The 16,136-nt window shown below is 63.8% G+C and carries 14 protein-coding genes; 6 read left to right on the top strand and 8 right to left on the bottom strand.

All coding sequences use genetic code 11. The features are described from left to right. The first annotated feature begins 358 nt into the window (after positions 1–358). Positions 359–889 carry a hypothetical protein gene (locus FJW10_RS21110; protein ID WP_140901503.1) on the top strand — a complete coding sequence of 177 codons (531 nt, stop codon included), beginning with the start codon at positions 359–361 and terminating at the stop codon, positions 887–889. On the opposite strand, the gene FJW10_RS21105 is transcribed toward FJW10_RS21110, so the two are convergent. The 5 genes from FJW10_RS21105 to FJW10_RS21085 all read right to left on the bottom strand — a co-directional run bounded on the left by FJW10_RS21105 (position 884) and on the right by FJW10_RS21085 (position 6,592). Next, complete coding sequence (locus FJW10_RS21105; RefSeq protein WP_140901502.1) at positions 884–2,326, bottom strand: amidase; 1,443 nt, start codon at positions 2,324–2,326, stop codon at positions 884–886. The genes FJW10_RS21110 and FJW10_RS21105 overlap by 6 nt on opposite strands. Positions 2,327–2,437: 111 nt before the next feature. Beyond that, a complete protein-coding gene (locus tag FJW10_RS21100) occupies positions 2,438–3,529 on the bottom strand; it encodes a Gfo/Idh/MocA family oxidoreductase (protein ID WP_140837305.1) in 1,092 nt (363 codons plus the stop codon). Positions 3,530–3,678: 149 nt separating this feature from the next. Continuing rightward, positions 3,679–4,851 (bottom strand): ABC transporter substrate-binding protein, encoded by a 1,173-nt coding sequence (locus FJW10_RS21095; RefSeq protein WP_140901501.1) that lies wholly within the window; start codon positions 4,849–4,851, stop codon positions 3,679–3,681. A 65-nt stretch (positions 4,852–4,916) separates the two neighbouring features. Continuing rightward, positions 4,917–5,768, bottom strand: a complete 852-nt coding sequence (locus tag FJW10_RS21090; protein WP_140837309.1) for an ABC transporter permease — start codon at positions 5,766–5,768, stop codon at positions 4,917–4,919. Beyond that, complete coding sequence (locus tag FJW10_RS21085) at positions 5,765–6,592, bottom strand: ABC transporter ATP-binding protein (RefSeq protein ID WP_140901500.1); 828 nt, start codon at positions 6,590–6,592, stop codon at positions 5,765–5,767. The genes FJW10_RS21090 and FJW10_RS21085 overlap by 4 nt, the downstream gene beginning before the upstream one ends. Before the next feature lie 273 nt (positions 6,593–6,865). Between FJW10_RS21085 and FJW10_RS21080 the strand changes: the two genes are divergently transcribed. Together FJW10_RS21080 and FJW10_RS21075 are read left to right on the top strand one after the other, a co-directional pair. Further along, positions 6,866–7,813, top strand: a complete 948-nt coding sequence (locus FJW10_RS21080; RefSeq protein WP_140901499.1) for a MurR/RpiR family transcriptional regulator — start codon at positions 6,866–6,868, stop codon at positions 7,811–7,813. Positions 7,814–8,021: 208 nt separating this feature from the next. Beyond that, the gene (locus FJW10_RS21075; RefSeq protein ID WP_140901498.1) at positions 8,022–9,809 is read left to right on the top strand and encodes an NAD(P)/FAD-dependent oxidoreductase; all 1,788 of its coding nucleotides are present in this window, start codon (positions 8,022–8,024) and stop codon (positions 9,807–9,809) included. Positions 9,810–10,022: 213 nt separating this feature from the next. On the opposite strand, the gene FJW10_RS21070 is transcribed toward FJW10_RS21075, so the two are convergent. After that, positions 10,023–11,246: an amidohydrolase/deacetylase family metallohydrolase gene (locus FJW10_RS21070; protein ID WP_140901497.1), complete on the bottom strand. Its 1,224-nt coding sequence runs from the start codon at positions 11,244–11,246 to the stop codon at positions 10,023–10,025. 31 nt (positions 11,247–11,277) lie between these two features. Then, the gene (locus tag FJW10_RS21065; RefSeq protein ID WP_181177615.1) at positions 11,278–11,682 is read right to left on the bottom strand and encodes a RidA family protein; all 405 of its coding nucleotides are present in this window, start codon (positions 11,680–11,682) and stop codon (positions 11,278–11,280) included. Positions 11,683–11,916: 234 nt separating this feature from the next. Here FJW10_RS21065 and FJW10_RS21055 point away from each other — a divergent pair, with 234 nt between their 5' ends. Then, entirely contained in the window at positions 11,917–12,402 is a 486-nt protein-coding gene (locus FJW10_RS21055) for a hypothetical protein (RefSeq protein WP_140647916.1), read from the top strand. Positions 12,403–12,662: 260 nt separating this feature from the next. Here FJW10_RS21055 and FJW10_RS21050 read toward each other — a convergent pair whose 3' ends face one another. Further along, positions 12,663–12,917 (bottom strand): hypothetical protein, encoded by a 255-nt coding sequence (locus FJW10_RS21050; RefSeq protein WP_140901494.1) that lies wholly within the window; start codon positions 12,915–12,917, stop codon positions 12,663–12,665. A gap of 231 nt (positions 12,918–13,148) precedes the next feature. Here FJW10_RS21050 and FJW10_RS21045 point away from each other — a divergent pair, with 231 nt between their 5' ends. Together FJW10_RS21045 and FJW10_RS21040 are read left to right on the top strand one after the other, a co-directional pair. Beyond that, entirely contained in the window at positions 13,149–14,642 is a 1,494-nt protein-coding gene (locus FJW10_RS21045; RefSeq protein WP_140901493.1) for an ATP-binding protein, read from the top strand. Between the two features lie 637 nt (positions 14,643–15,279). Then, the coding region (locus FJW10_RS21040; RefSeq protein ID WP_210239815.1) for a VCBS domain-containing protein at positions 15,280–16,136 on the top strand (857 nt) is incomplete at its 3' end.

The following is a 16,136-nucleotide window of genomic DNA, read 5'->3' as shown; positions in this document are numbered from 1 at the left end:
AGGGACAGGGCGAAGAATAAAACCCCGATGCCGAGAACTATGAGGTCCATTGCAGGTGTTCCTTGTTTTCCACTTGTGTCCACAGACCGCATAGGCGGGCTGAAAACCGCACGTACGCGCTCGTCACCTTGGCGGCGACGGCGGTTCACAGCGTTTCTTCGAATGGAAATATGGACCCGATCGCCATAAAGGTTCGAGACGGGAGGGATGGGAAAGATATAGGAATTTTATAGGAGTTTTGGGCGGGCGACCGCGTTATCCAACCTGCTGAATAGGCGCCGTAAACTTATATGGTGGTTTAGTCCGTGAAATTCTGAAGACCGGGTCAATCGAAATACCTGCAGCGGAAGGCGAGGAAGTGAGCGAGATCTTTGAACCCAAGATCATAAGTGGATCCAGAGGCAAAGCCGTGCTGTATCTTGTTGGAAGCCTGGCACTCTTCTGGGCCGGTGCAATGATTGTGCCGGATACCGATTTCGAACGCGACCTAACCGAGCTTGGATTGGTTCTCTTTGGGTTATGCTTACTTCTGTTCGGCTGGCTGATAATCCGTCCACAATCGCTGCGGCTGAATAGCTGCGGATTTACTCTATGCGGCGGATTAGTCCGTTCACAGAAGCAAGTTCTTTGGGAAGACATTGACGGCTTCTTTGTCTATAACTTACCCAAAGGCAATCACGCAGTTGCTTACAATTTTCGACCGGGGGCTAAAACCGCTTCACCGCTTACGCGGATCAGCAAAAAACTGGGAGCTAAAGCCTTGTTACCCGGTGTATGGCCGTTGTCGGCCGAGCAGATGGTCGAAACCCTGAACGTCTATCGGCTCCAGGCGTTAAGTCGTGAGCCCGAGCAGTCGTCAGAACCGCCGCTCTCAGGTGGTGGATTATAATCCAGTTCCCGGCCGCCGATCCTTCCACGGCATGGCGTCTTCCAACTGCGTGGAAAGCGCCAGCACCGCCGCCTCGTCGCCATAGCGGCCGACGAGCTGGACGCCGATCGGCACGCCGTCGGCCGAGTGCCCGAGCGGCAGCGAGATCGCCGGCAGGCCGGAGATGTTGAAGGGGAAGTTGAAGACCGCGTCGCCCCATTTGGCGTTGTAGCGATCGAGATCGGTTTCCGACATGTCGTAATAGCCGAGCGGGCGCGGCAGTTGCGTCAGCGTCGGGGTGATGAAGATGTCATAGGGGTTGAGGTCGCCGACGATGTCGCGGCCGATCAACCTCAGTTGCTCGACATCCGAAATATGCTTGATGCCGCTGGTCGCGCGGCCGCGCTGGATGATCGCCCAGGTCAACGGTTCGACATCGTTCGGCGTGACGGGGCGGCCGACCAGCGTCTCCAGGAAGCCGAAAGTGGCAGCCGTCTGCACGCAGGTCATGTCGGTGTAGGTCTTCCAGACGGCATCGGCGTCGAGCGGCATGTCGTGCTCCTCGATGTCGTGGCCGAGACGTTCCAGCGCGGCGACCGTGGAGAGCACGGTTGCCTTGACGTCAGGATCAATCGCCGTGCCGTTGGGCGGCGTGACGGTGAAGCCGATGCGCAGTTTCTTCGGCGCTCGCGCGGAAAGGCTGAGCCAGCTGTCCGCCGGCACCGGCGGCGTGTAGGCGTCGCCGGGCAGGGCGCCGGCCACGGCGTCGAGATAGGCGGCGGTGTCGCGGATCGTTCGCGAGCAGCAGAGGAAATAGGCGCCGCCATACCAATAGTCGCCGAAGGGCGCCAGGCTGACGCGGCCGCGCGATGGCTTCAGGCCGACAATGCCGCAGCAGGAAGCCGGAACGCGGATCGAGCCGGCCCCGTCGCTCGCTTCGGCGATCGGCACCATGCGCGAGGCGATCGCCGCAGCAGCGCCGCCGCTCGAGCCGCCCGGCGTGATGCCTTCCTTCCACGGGTTCTTCGTCGTGCCGTAGAGTTTCGGCTCAGTGGTGATCGACCAGCCATTCTCCGGCGCGTTGGATTTCCCGACGAGGATGAGGCCCGCCGCCTTGATGCGTCGCACCACCTCGCTGTCGGAATCGGCGACGAAGTCCTTGAGGTAGCGGCAGGAATTGGTGAGAGGCGCGCCGGTCCAGGACGAGGCGAGCTCCTTGAGCAGATAGGGCACGCCGGCGAAGGGCGCGGTTTTGTCCACCGTCGGCGCCTGGGCGCGCGCCATGTCGTAGAGACGATGGATGACCGCATTGAGCGACGGGTTGAGGCGCTCGATCGTGGTGATCGCCGCTTCGACCAGCTCAGCCGGTGAAACCTCGCCGCGCTTCACCAGCCCGGCGAGCGACAGCGCGTCGGATTCGGCATAGGTTTTCAACAGGCTGTCGGTGACCGCCGCCATCGCTCTCTCCCCTCTCAAGCTTCCGCGGGTGGCTGGGCCAAGCCTTGCGGTCCTCGTCGACAATGATGTGGCGGCGCCGGCTTCTTCTCCAGAGCCGGCGACCGGATGTCTTTAGGCCAGCTCGACGGTCCGCTTCTCCGCGATGCTTTGCTCGGCCGCCAGCACGATGCGCAGGCTGTTCACCGCGGCATCCATCTGCTCAGTCAAATCGAGGTCCTCGCGGATGGCGCGCAGGAAGAAGGCCTGCTCGCGGTCGCAAAGCTCCTGGTGGCCAGGCTCGTCCTCCATGCTGACGATCTCGTCGGGCTTGGCAAAATTCTTGTCGCCGTCGACCTGCGCATAATGGATCTTCAGCGCGTCGGTCTTGGTGTGGCGGTCGATGTCGGCGGAATCCGACACCTCCTCGGTGTCCTTGGCGCTGCTGCCCGATTGGCCGGCGACGATCGAGACCGCGCCCTTGGGGCCGACCACGTCCTTCACGAAATAGGCCGTCTCGCTCATCATCGGGCCCCAGCCTGCCTCATACCAGCCGACCGAACCGTCATCGAAGGTGACGTGCAGATGGCCGTAATTCTGCTTGTCGGCCTCGGCCCAGAGTTTTGCGCCGATGCCGTGCACGCGCACCGGCTTGGCGCCGGTCAGCTGGCACATGACGTCGACATAGTGCACGCCGCAGTCGACGATCGGGATCAGCGAGTCGATTAGGTTCTTGTGCCAGTGCCAGGCGGAGCCGCTGCTCTGCTGGTTGAGGTTGAGGCGCATCACCAGCGGCTTGCCGAGCGTCTTGCCGACCTCGATGAACTTGATCCAGGACGGATGGACGCGCAGGATGTAGCCCAGCACCAGCTTGCGGTTCTTCGCCCGCGCGGCGGCCACGACCTTCTCGGCATCCGCGATGTTGGTGGCCAGGGGCTTTTCCATGAAGACATGGCAGTTGGCGGCGATCGCCTTCAGCGCATATTCGGCATGCGTGTTCGGCCAGCTGTTGATCGAGACCGCATCGGGCCTGGTTTCTTTCAGCGCCAGGTCGAAATCCTCGTAGAGCGGGTAGCCGGCGAGTTCCTTCGGGATCTTCTTGTTGCTTTTGATGGTGCGGCTCATGATGCCGACGATCTCGAAGCCATCGGAGCGGTGATAGGCGCTGGCATGCGAAGCGCCCATATTGCCCAGACCCACCACCAGAATTCTCACCTTGTCGGCCATCGAAGCCTCCCTACTTTCTTGCTCAATCACGGGCGGCGATCGATCGCCGCTCGTGTGCCTATCCAGGACATCCACCTTAGATCAGCGCCGCGCTCATCACCGACCTCTTCCTCTCCCCCTCCGGAGGGAGAGGAAAGGAGCCAGCCCCTTCACTTCACCGCCGAATCGAACAGATGCGCCTTGATCTTGTCGACGTCGAGCGCGGCGAAGCCCTCCGACAGTTTTGCGCCGTCGGCGTCAGCCTTGACCTTGGCCTTGTCGAAGTCGTTGGCGGCCGGGATCAGGTCGTTGGTGCAGACGTCCCCGGCCTTCACCGGCGCGGTGATCTGGCCGATCTTGAGGATCTCATCGAAGAAGCCCTGCCAACTCGCCATGTCGTGCGAACCCCAGCCGCCGCGCTTGTCCATGTCGCCGCGGAAGACATTGATCTGCTGCAGGATCGAGGTGGTGCCGAGTTCGGGACCGAGGTTCTTGGCCAAGGTCGGGAACTGCTCGAATACGGCTTCGACCGCGGCGCGCGGGTTCTGGTAGCCGAATTCGAGGCCCATCGCCCAGCCACGCAGATATTTTTCCAGGAAGGCCTTCTTGTCGGCGTCCTCGAGATCGGCGGCGCGCACGACGAAGGTGTTGGCCGGCAGCTTCGAGTTCTGCACGCCGAGCCAGTATTCGAAGTCGAGGCCCTTTGCGATCCATTCGGCGCGCAGCCCCTCCCAGGAGAGCGCCGCATCGCCCTGGCCGCCGGCAAGCGCGGTGCCCCAGGTCGGCCAGCCGGCCTCGACATATTTCACCTTCTTGATGTCGACGCCCTGGGCCGCCAGCAACGGATCGACGATCGCCTGCCAGGCGGCGGAGCCGAGCAGGATGGTCTTGCCTTCCAGCTTCTTCAGATCATTCGATCCCTCGCCCTTGCGGAAGGCGATGCTGAAAGTGTCGCGTGCGCCCATGTGGAAGACGGACTTCAGCTTCATGCCGTTCTGGATGGCGAAGGAGAAGACGCCGGGCGAGGGGAAGCCCATGTCGGCCTGGCCGACATCGACGAACTTCACCGTCGCGGTGCCATCCGACGGGCCCGGCTGCATGTCGGTGGCGAGGTCGCCGAAATAGCCCGCCTTCTTGGCCGACCAGTAGGGATAGTCGTCCAGCACCTCGAGCGTGCCGCGCGGCGAGATCCAGGTGAATTTCTCATAAGCCGCCGCCCTGGCCTTCAGGCCAGACGCGCCGAGCGCGGTGGCGGTCACGACGCCGGCCGCCGTCACCTGCAGGAAGTAGCGGCGGCTGATGCCGGCTCTTGTCGCTGTGTCGAATGAGCTTTCGTTGGTCATGGCATTCCCCTTTTTGTTGATCGCTTGCCTTCGCCCGCCTCCCGGGCGACCTCGTCCGTTCGCGCTTATGTTTCCCAGCTCGCCCATTTCTTGCCGATCAGGAAGAACAGCACGTAGATCAGGATGCCGAGCGTCGACAGGATCAGCACCACCGCGAAGAATTGCGGCATCTGGATCATCGACGAATAGGAGGTCAGCCGGTTGCCGAGGCCGAAGCCGCCGCCGACCATCTCGGCGCCGACGGCGGTGAGCAACCCGAAGATCGCGCCGATCATCAGCCCGACCAGGATCATCGGCAGCGCCATCGGCGCGCGGATCTTCCAGAAGATCTGCAGTGTGCTGGCGCCATAGGAGCGGGCCAAGGCGATCTTGGCGCTGTCGACGCGGCGGAAGCCGGTCGCGGCGTTGATCATCACCATCGGGCCGGCGGCCAAGGCCACGGCGATGATGCGCGGCGTATAGCCGAAGCCGAAGCGCAGGATGAGCAGCGGCACCAGCGCCAGCATCGGCGTGGTGACGAGGATCAGAATGTAGGGCGCCACGATTTTTTCGGCGAAGGGAAACTGGGTGATCACCGCCGCCATCACCAGGCCGACCATGGCGCCGATGGCGAAGCCCGAGACGAGCTCGACCAGCGTGTAGCCGAGATGCGGCGCGATCAGCGGGAACTCGTCGAACAAAGCGTAGGCGATAGAGCTCGGCGGCGGCATGATGTATTGCGGCACGTGGAAGATGCGCAGCGCCAGCTCTATGCCGCCGATGATCACCACCGCCACGGCGAGGATCGCCGCCACTTCGGTGCCAGACTTGATGCCGGGGCCGCTGGCGAAGGCCGAAAGATTGGTCAGGCTGACATCCTGGCCGTCGCCGCCTGACTTCGCCTTTGAGAATTCCGGAATGGCGTCGCCCCCGCTCACGGCCTGATCCTCACGATTTCGGCCGACGGCCGCCCCGGCGCGCTCGGCCGGACGCGCTCGCCGACGATATCCATCTTGATCTTGTTGGTGAGGTCGAAAACCTCCTTCGTCGCCATGATTTCCGGCGAGCGCGGCCGCGGGAACGGCACGTCGTAGACCTTGGCGACGCGGCCGGGCCGCGTCGTCAGCACCACGACGCGGTCGGAGAGGAAGATCGCTTCCTCGATGCTGTGGGTGATGAAGACGATGGTGGTCTTGGTGTCGAGCCAGATCTCCTCGACGAGGCGGTTCATCTCTTCGCGGGTGAAACTGTCGAGGGCGCCGAAGGGCTCATCCATCAGCAGGACCGAAGGTTTCAGCGCCAGCGCGCGCACGATCGCGGCGCGCTGCTGCATGCCGCCTGAAAGCTCACGCGGGAACTTGCCGCCGAAGCCGTCGAGCCCGACGCGGTTCAACAGATGCGCGATCCAGGCGCGATCGGGTTTCTCGCCCTTGATCTCGAAAGGGAAGTTGATGTTGGCGTCGAGATTGCGCCAGGGCAGGAGGTTCGCTTCCTGGAAGACGATGCCGATCTCGGGACGAGGGCCGGTGATCTCCTTGCCGTCGAGCAGGATGGAGCCGCCTGTCAGCCGATGCAGGCCCGACATCGACCACAACAGCGTGGTCTTGCCGCAGCCGGAGGGGCCGACGATCGAAACGATCTCGTTGGATTGCACATCAAGGCTGCAGCGATCCAGCGCCAGAAGATCGCCTGATGCCGTTTGGTAGACCTTGGTCGCTGCCTGCACGCCGAGCTTCGGCGTTCTTGCGCTTGCCGTACTCATGCTCCCCCTCGGAGACTGCGCGATGCGTTGCCGGAGGCCCCATCTGTCCGCGAAATCAGTCTGTAACTATCCTACTTTACTGTCAAGCGGCGACAGATGGCGGAAGCAATCAGGTTCAATCATATTTTATATAAGCATCTGATTTTTATAAATTTTATGATCTCTTGCCGTGCGTGTTACTTTCCTACATACTTGTCTCGGTTGATGGCCTATGGCCAGCGGGCGGATAATCGCGAAGATAGTTCCAGAAGCGGGCTGGGGAGGACTTGGCTAATGACCGAAGCTGACAGCCAGGCGTTGCGAGCGACCGACGAGGACGACGAGCGGCACGACCACCTCCGGCGCATTCCCGATATCATCTCGCAGGTGAAGGACAGCTATGCGGAGCTGCGGCCGGCCGAGCGCCGCGTCGCCGACGTCGTGCTCGACGACGTCAAATATGCGGTCGACGCTTCCAACGCCGCGCTTGCCCAGCGCGCCGGGGTCAGCGAGCCGACGGTCACCCGCTTCTGCCGCGCCATCGGCTGCGAAGGCGTGCGCGATTTCAAGCTGAAGCTGGCGCAGAGTCTGGTCGTCGGCGCGCTCTACCTCGCCACCAAGCCGCAACCCGCGAACGGCGACAGCGGCATGCCGTTCTGGAACGCGGTGTTCGGCGAGGCGCGTCGCGCGCTGCAAGAGGCGGAAAGGCAAATCGATCCGGGACAGTTGCAGAAGGCGGCGGAACTGATCGCCAAGGCGCGGCAGGTGACGGTATTCGGCCTCGGCGGCAGTTCGTCGGCGCTGGCGCAGGAGACGCAATACCGCCTGTTCCGCTACGGCATCACCATCAGCGCGCAATGCGATCCGTATTTGATGCGCATGACCGCCTCGACATTGAGGCCTGGCGATCTGGTGATCGCGATTTCGGCAACGGGGCGCACGCGCGAGGTGATCGAAGCGGTGGAACTCGCCAAGCATTACCGCGCCAACGCGATCTGCGTGACGGCGCCGGATACCGAACTGACGCGCGTCTGCGATGTGCGGCTGACGATGGCTGTTCCCGAGTATCCCGACACGCTGAAGCCGACGGCGTCGCGCTATGCTTTCCTGGCGGCCATCGATCTGCTTGCGGTGGCAACCGCCTACAGGATCGACGGCCCTGCGCGCGAAACGGTGCGCCGGATCAAATACAACGCCCAGATCCACCGGACCGGCAAGGAGATGGAGCCGCTGGGGGATTGAGGCAACCGATATTCAGGTGAGGCCGGCCTGCAAATGGCGGTTTCCTGCGCTTCCGGTGCTCACGTACCTAAGTACGCTCCGCTCCGGTTCTCGGGACCCACCATTTTCGACTCGGCCTGACCTGAATCTCGACCGCATCGAGGCGAGTTTCGACAAGGTCGACAAAGGCGGCCGTGTCGTTCGATTATATTCGGAGGGAAGGACAAAAATGCTCGACATCGCACCATCGCAACAGGCGGCTACCTGGCTCGGCTCGTTCGGCCGGGCGCTCGAGGCCGGCGATATCGAGGCGGCGACCGGTCTCTTCGTCGAGGATTGCTACTGGCGCGATCTTTTGACCTTCACATGGAACATCAAGACCATGGAGGGGCAGGCCGAGATCCGCGCGATGCTGAAGGCCACGCTCGACCTGGCGCAGCCGTCGCACTGGCACCTGACCGGAGAGCCAGGCGTCGACGAGGGCACCGTCGAAGCCTGGTTCAGCTTCGAGACGACGGTGGCGCGCGGCGAGGGGATCGTACGGGTCAAGGACGGCCGCTGCCGCACGCTGTTCACGGCGATGAGCGAACTCAAGGGTTTCGAGGAGCGGAAAGGCCCGGCCCGGCCGCTCGGCATCCGCCACAAGGCCGACCCCGAGCGCGAAACCTGGGCGGAAGCCAGGGCGCGCGAGGCCCGCGACCTCGGCGTGCGCGAGCAGCCCTATTGCCTGGTGCTCGGCGGCGGGCAGGGCGGCATCATGCTGGGCGCCCGGCTGCGGCAACTGGGCGTTCCGACCCTTGTCATCGAGAAGAACGCGCGCGCCGGCGATTCCTGGCGCAACCGCTACCGTTCACTCGTGCTGCACGACCCCGTCTGGTACGACCATCTGCCCTATGTTCCGTTCCCGGAAAACTGGCCGGTGTTCACGCCCAAGGACAAGATGGGCGACTGGCTGGAAATGTATACCCGCGTCATGGAGTTGAACTATTGGGTGGCCACCAAATGCATCAGCGCCGCCTATGACGAGGCCGAAAAGGTGTGGGCGGTGGTGGTCGACCGCGTCGGCCAGCGCGTCACGCTGAAGCCGAAACACATCGTCTTCGCCACCGGCGCCTATGGTCCGCCGCGGCCGATCGAATTGCCGGGCACGGACAGCTTCAAGGGCGAGCTCCTCCATTCCAGCCAGTATTCCAGCGGCGAGAAATTCCGCGGCAAGCGCGTCGCGGTGATCGGCGCTGCAAGTTCGGGGCACGATGTCAGCGTCGATCTCTGGGAAGCGGGCGCCAAGGTCACCATGGTCCAGCGTTCGCCGACGACCGTGGTGAAATCCGACACGCTGATGGATGTCGGCTTCGAGATCTTTTCGGAGAAGGCGCTGGCCCGGGGCATCACCACCGACAAGGCCGACATGATCGTGGCCTCGACGCCCTTCGCGCTGGTGCCGAAGGGCCAGCGCGCGCTCTACGACGCGATCCGGGCGCGAGACGCGGATTTCTACAAACGGCTCAGCGACAGCGGCTTCGCCATCGATTTCGGCGAGGACGAGACCGGGCTGTTGATGAAGGCCTACCGGACAGGCTCCGGCTATTACATCGATGTCGGCGCCTGCGAGCTGATCCTGAACGGCGAGATCAAGGTCAAGAGCGGCGTCGGCATCAAGACGCTGACGCCAAACGGCATCCTGTTCGAGGACGGCAGCGAGCTCGCCGTCGACACGATCGTCTGCTGCACCGGCTACCAGTCGATGAACGAGACGGTTGCGGGGATCGTCTCGCGCGAGGTCGCCGACAAGGTCGGCCCGTGCTGGGGCCTCGGCTCCGGCGTCAAGGGCGATCCGGGGCCATGGCAGGGCGAATTGCGCAACATGTGGAAGCCGACGGCGCAGGAAGCGCTGTGGTTCCACGGCGGCAACCTGGCGCTGTCGCGCTTCTATTCGAAATATGTGGCGCTGCAGCTCAAGGCGCGGATGGAAGGGATTGCGACGCCTGTTTACGGCGAGCCGAGCAACGCGAGGTAAGGTCGACCCCCACTCCGTCGAGCTTCGCTCGACACCTCTCCCCCGATCGACGGGGGAGAGGACGGCGCGCGCTTATTCCAGCTGGCTCCTTCCTCTCCATCCGGAGGGGGGAAAGGTGGCGCTGCGAAGCAGCGACGGAGTGGGGGAAGGCGCTGCTCAACGCGAAGCCGCCGAAACCTGCCGGGCATCTCCCCCAAGGGGGAGATCAGCCAGTCACCGCCCAAAATACCTCGCCGCCACATCCACATGCGTGTGGTGCGCAGGCGCCTCGAAGCGCTCGGTCTCATTCTCGTCGGGCGCTTCGTTCGGCCACCATTTGCCGCCGATGGCGATGCCGTTGGAGACCAGACGCTGGTTCGCGACCAGTGACGCTCCGACAGCGTCGACGAAGGTGAAGCGGCCCGGCTGCAACTTCAGCACCGCGACATCGCCGATGCCGCCGACCTTCAGCGCACCGAGCTCGGGCCGGGCGATCGCTTGCGCGGGATTCATGGTCGCCGCGCGCAGTACCTCGACCAGCGGCATGCCGAGCGCCATGAGCTTCGACATGCAGACCAGGATGTCGAAGGCCGGGCCGTCGACGCAGTAGAGATGCACGTCGCTCGAGATGACGTCGGGAGCCAGGCCTTCGGCCAGCATCGCCCTGGCGACCTCGAAGTCGAAGGAGCCCATGCCGTGGCCGATGTCGAAGATGACGCCGCGCTCGCGGGCGAGGCGCATGTCCGGCCGCACCGCGCCGGAGGCGAAGACCGGCGCGTTGGGGAAGGGGCGGAAGCAATGGGTGAGGATGTCGCCGCGGCGCAGCCTGGGCAGCACTTCCGAGCGTCCCGGCGGCGGCTCGTCGATATGCGCCATCAGCGACAGGCCGGCCTTGTCGGCGGCCTCCAACGCCAGGTCCACCGGAGCGATGCCGCTCGAACCGCCGGCATGCTTGCCGGAACGCACCTTGACGCCGACGACGACTTCGGCGTGCTCGCGTACCGCGGCAACCGTCTCGCGCGGCTCGCAAAGCCTGAGGTCGCTGCATTCGCCGACAGACACGGTGTTCGAGAATCCGAAAATGCCGGCGAAGGAGATGTTGACGTAAGCGAGGATGCGGACCTTCGAGCGCTCGATAACATGGCGGCGAAAGCCGAGGAAATTGCCGGCGCCGGCGCTGCCGGCGTCGATGAAGGTGGTGGTGCCGCTCTTGGCGGCGAGCCGGTCGGCATCGACGCCGAGCGAGGTTCCGCCCCAATAGACGTGGCTGTGCAGATCGACGAGGCCGGGCGCGACGATACAATCCCTGGCGTCGACCACCTGCGTGACATGTTCGGCATCGATGGCGGCCTCGATTGCCGCAACACGCCCACCGGCGATGGCGACGTCGCGTTGCGCGTCCAGGCCCGATGCGGGATCGATGACGCGCCCGCCCTTGATCAGGAGATCGAACTGCATCGGGGCACTCCCTGCTGCTGCGTGTTCGCGATCAGAGCGGCCGGTAGGCGACCGCCTCGACCTCGATCTTGATGTCGATCATCAGGCGGGATTCGACGGTGGTACGCGCCGGCGGATCCTGCGGGAAATGCTTTGCATAAACGGTGTTGAACGTGCCGAAATCGCGCGCATCCTCCAGCCAGACTGTGGTCTTCACCACATCGTCCATTGTGCAGCCGGCGAGCGCCAGCGCCGCCTTGACGTTCTGCAACACCTGCTCGGTCTGCTCGGCGATGCCGCCCCTGACCACGAGCCCGTCGCTGCCCACCGGTACCTGGCCGGAGACATAGACGAAATCGCCGGCGCGCACGGCGGGCGAGAGCGGAACATGCGATTTTCCAAAGCATTGCTTGGGCAAGTGAGCCTCCTCCTGGCGATCGAGCGGGACCGTCCACATAGCCGTCTACGCTTGTCGGCACGATCCTCCTAGAGGCAATGTCGGAAAGCAACATTTTTTCGAAACTCATGTTGCTTTATTACAGAAGCCTGAGCATCTTGCGCTCGACGCCGCTGCGGCACTAGGTGGGTGACTCGCCGGCGGCTGGCGCGCTCTATTTTGTTTTTACGCAATTCCGGACGGAAAACCGCTACGCACTTTTCCTGGAATTGCTTGCGGGGAGGGAGATCCAGCATGACCTTAGACAAGAATCCGTTTCCGGAGGGCGATGCCGACCGCCACGCGCTTTGGGAAATGCTGGTGCGGCGCGATATCGATGCTTTCCTCGGTCAGGACTGGTCGATGGTCGAGGACGATTTCATCGCCGAAAGCTTCTTCGGCATGCACGCGCATTTCCTCAACAATGCCGATGCCTGGAGGCTGCAATTCCCGAGGCTGGAGGTCTATCGCGACGAATGGCTGCGGCAGGCCAAGGAAACCGCGGCGACGAAATTCGCCGAACCGCTGCGCGAGGCGCTGTTCCGCGTCACCAACATGCGCGACATCGATGTCGATGGCGACCGCGCGGTGCTGCACAAGAAGTTCGACGGCTCGGTCGCCAAGGCCGACGGCGGCGTCGACCGGCTCAAATGGCAGACGCTCTATTTCTGCCGCAAGGTTGGCGGCCGCTGGAAGATCGCCGGTTTTGTCGGCTATATGCCGCATCCGCTGGGAAGCTAGCGGCCCGTCGGACGGCGCCGGCGTTGGTAAAATCGACCATTGTGGAGATTAGCCGAAGCGCCGGTCAGTTCGTCATCCTAGGACGGAACGGCCGCGCAGACCCGAGGATGCTATGCCGTGACCTTCGAGGCGTCGCAGCGGTGCAGGCTTTGGCACCGCAGGCATTCTTCGGCAGGCTGAATGGCACAGGATCCTTGGGTCCTCGCTCCCGCTTCGCGTCGCTACGCACCAAGATGACGACGTTGGGGCCAATCGGCGGCCTATGACAGAAGCGATGAGCGTTCGTCCGGGGAGCGGTGATCGAAGACGACGCCCATGGTCTTACCAACGGCAGCCATGACGATCAGTTCGATCAGATGGTCGTCGCTGTTCTGGCAGGCCGGGTCGGATCGGCGGATGACGTCGAGCATCGCCCGGGTCGAGACGGTGTCGCCGGCGCGAAATTTCGAAAGAGCAGACGAAACAAGATCTTGCCCCGTCGGGTCCATGACGGGCACTTCCGCAGCGACGTTCATTGGCCTCCTCCTGCCATGAACCCTCCCAAAAAATATGATACGCCAATGGTTGGATTGCGCCAGTGAAATGGTGGTCCGACCAGTGCGGCTGGCGACAGCCTGCCGCCATTTGCGCCAGGGGCGCCCGCCCATAGGTGTGGAACACCGAGCCGACGGCTGCGACCCATGCTCGACGCACCGCGCTCAGGTTGGTAAGCCCGTCGCGCGCAGGGAGACGATCCGAGTCGAGACATGACCGTTGCAATCGAAATGGGGCAGACGACGGCGGGCGCGCCGGCGGCTCTCGACCTGGAGGAGTTGCTGGCGACCCGCCTGCTGGTGCAGGGCAATTCGGGCTCCGGCAAGTCGCATCTGCTGCGCCGGCTGCTCGAACAGAGCGCGCCCTGGGTGCAGCAGACGATCATCGACCCCGAAGGCGACTTCGTGTCTCTGGGTGAACGCTATGGCCACCTGGTGATCGACGCGGAGGAGCATACCGAGCGCGGCCTGCAGGCGGCGGGCGAGCGGGCGCGCATCCATCGCGTCTCGACGGTGCTCAACCTCGAAGGGCTCGACGCCGAAAACCAGATGCGGCGCGCCGCGGCCTTCCTCGGCGGGCTGTTCGAGGTCGCGCGCGACCATTGGTATCCGATGCTGGTGGTGGTGGACGAGGCGCAACTCTTCGCGCCCGCCGCCGCCGGCGAGGTTTCGGACGAGGCGCGCAAGCTCTCGCTGGGCGCCATGACCAATCTGATGTGCCGCGGCCGCAAGCGCGGGCTTGCCGGCATCATCGCCACGCAGCGGCTGGCGAAGCTCGCCAAGAACGTCGCGGCGGAAGCCTCCAACTTCCTGATGGGCCGGACCTTCCTAGATATCGACATGGCGCGCGCCGCCGACCTGCTCGGCATGGAGCGGCGCCAGGCCGAAGCTTTCCGCGACCTGGAGCGCGGGCACTTCATGGCGCTCGGTCCTGCCTTGTCGCGCCGTCCGCTCGGCGTGCGCATCGGCCAAACCGAAACCAGCCCGCGCAACGGCACGCCGCGTCTGATGCCGATGCCGGGAGCCGCGCTCGAGGATGCGCGCGCGATCATTCTTGCCGCGCCGCCGCCGGAGACGGTCAGGCCGCAGCGCCGGCCTTCGCCCGATCTGCTCGACCAACTGATGGCGGCCAAGGCCGCGCCGCTGGACATCCGCCCCGAGCCGGCGGAGCCGCAGCCCAGCGCCGAGGATCTCGCCGAGCGGCGCGAGCGGATGGACCGCATCCTGCGCGCCATCCTGGCCGAGCCGGATGCCGGGTTCCGCGTCATCGGCGTGCTCTACCAGGAGTTCGTCGTTCGCTGCCGCATCGAGGGGCTCGCCTCCGTGGTGCCCGATCTGCCGGAGTTCCGCCGCATGCTGACGCGCGCCCGCGCCGGCGTCGGCTCCGATATGGCCGAGGACGACGCCTGGCGCGACGTTTCCGTGCGCGCCTCGTTGCTGCCCGAGGACATGCAGGGCGTGTTCATGATGATCGCGCGCGCCGCCAAGGAAGGGTGGCCCTGCCCGAGCGACGCGGCGATCGCGCGGGCCTACGGCTCGCATTCGTTGCGCCGCGCGCGCCGGCTGCTCGACTATATCGAGGAGCAAGGTCTCATCGTCTGCCAGGTCGACGGCGTGGGCCGGCGCACGGTGACGCTGGTCGAACTCGCCTGGGCGACCGCGCCGGGCGATCCCAATGCCGCTGGGCAGGACAGCCTGGCTGGCTGACATCGGAAGACGCTGGCGACCAGGCTCTGGCGGCCTTTGCCATTGGTTGACGGCCAGCCCGATTTGTCTGGTGCACGCGGCACTACATGTTCCGATAAAATTTCCAACAGAAGTGCCAGCGACCGAGCGATGGCGAAGTCAACGCTGCGCTATCAAATCACGCCGCGCCGAAACGGACTCGGGCCCGCGCACTTTAAGTCGTTGTTTTGATGCATATCATTCGCTCCAAATCGCAGCCCACTTTGGGAGACACAGGCATCAATCGGTGGGGTGGCAGATTTGTTAAATGTCTAATGAATCGTTAATATTACGCGGCAATATATATCCCGTTATGGTTTCCAAATCATAAAAAGCTAATATACCTGACTATAGGTATGCCTGTCCCGCGATTGCGGCGACCGAGGGGGGCGCGCCAGCTAGGAGTGTTGGGGAGCGAGCGCGCAAGCGCTCGGGGTGGGTTTTTGTCTCTCAAAGAGAGAAGTCTTCTCGGTCAATCAGAGTGGCTTGGTCCTGACCAACCGCCGCAGGCAAGAACATGCGCCTGTGGCGACGGCGGAGTGCGCGCGCCAGGATCAGCAGTAACCGTTGGGGCGAACATTTCCATTGTTCGCAAAAGGATCACAGGGGGAAATTGGCAATGGCGACTACGACAGTTTCAGGTTCGACCGTCACGTTTTCGAATTCGGGTGCAGCCGCCGATCTGACGCAATCCGGCACAGAGGACGGCAGCCTTCAGTTCACGTTCGACGTGCTTGCGGCAAGCGGTGGCGGGACCAAGACGACGATCTATTCGGTGGATGACGGCACCAAGAACGACGACGGAGGGGCTGGGATCATCGTCACCAACAAGGCCTTCGCCGATTATAACAAGGATCTCCTGATACAGGATGTATCTGTTTCGTCTGTCGCCGCTGCGACCGAAACGACCCAAAAGGGTGCGACAATCTGGATTGGGACCGACGGAAAGATTCACTATGACGCGAGTAGCCTGAGCGCTGAAATCCAGGCGCTGGGCGCCAACCAGACCTTCACTGACACGTTTCAGTACACGATCAAGATGTCGAACGGCACGCTCAGTGTCGCAACGCTGACGGTTGTGATCAATGGCGTCAACGACGCGGCGGCGATCGGCACCCCGACGGTGGTCGATGTGACCGAGGACAGCGCCAGTCCGACGCTGACGGCGAGCGGCGCCATCTCGATCAGCGATGTCGACCAGAACCAGTCCTCGTTCCAGACCACGGTCAGCGGCGATGCGGGCAACCTGGGCAGCCTGACGCTGGCCGCCAACGGCTCCTACACCTACTCGGTGGCCAATGCGGCCGTGCAGTATCTGGGCGAGAACGACACCAAGATCGACACCTTCACCGTCACCGCCCTCGATGGCACCACCAAGCAGGTCAGCTTCACCATCCACGGCGTCAACGACGCGGCGGCGATCGGCACCCCGACGGTGGTCGATGTGACCGAGGACAGCGCCAGTCCGACGCTGAC

Source organism: Mesorhizobium sp. B4-1-1, from assembly GCF_006439375.1.
Taxonomy (GTDB): Bacteria; Pseudomonadota; Alphaproteobacteria; order Rhizobiales; family Rhizobiaceae; genus Mesorhizobium.
The sequence above is the reverse complement of the archived record's forward strand: the minus strand, read 5'-3'. Positions and strand labels throughout refer to the sequence as shown.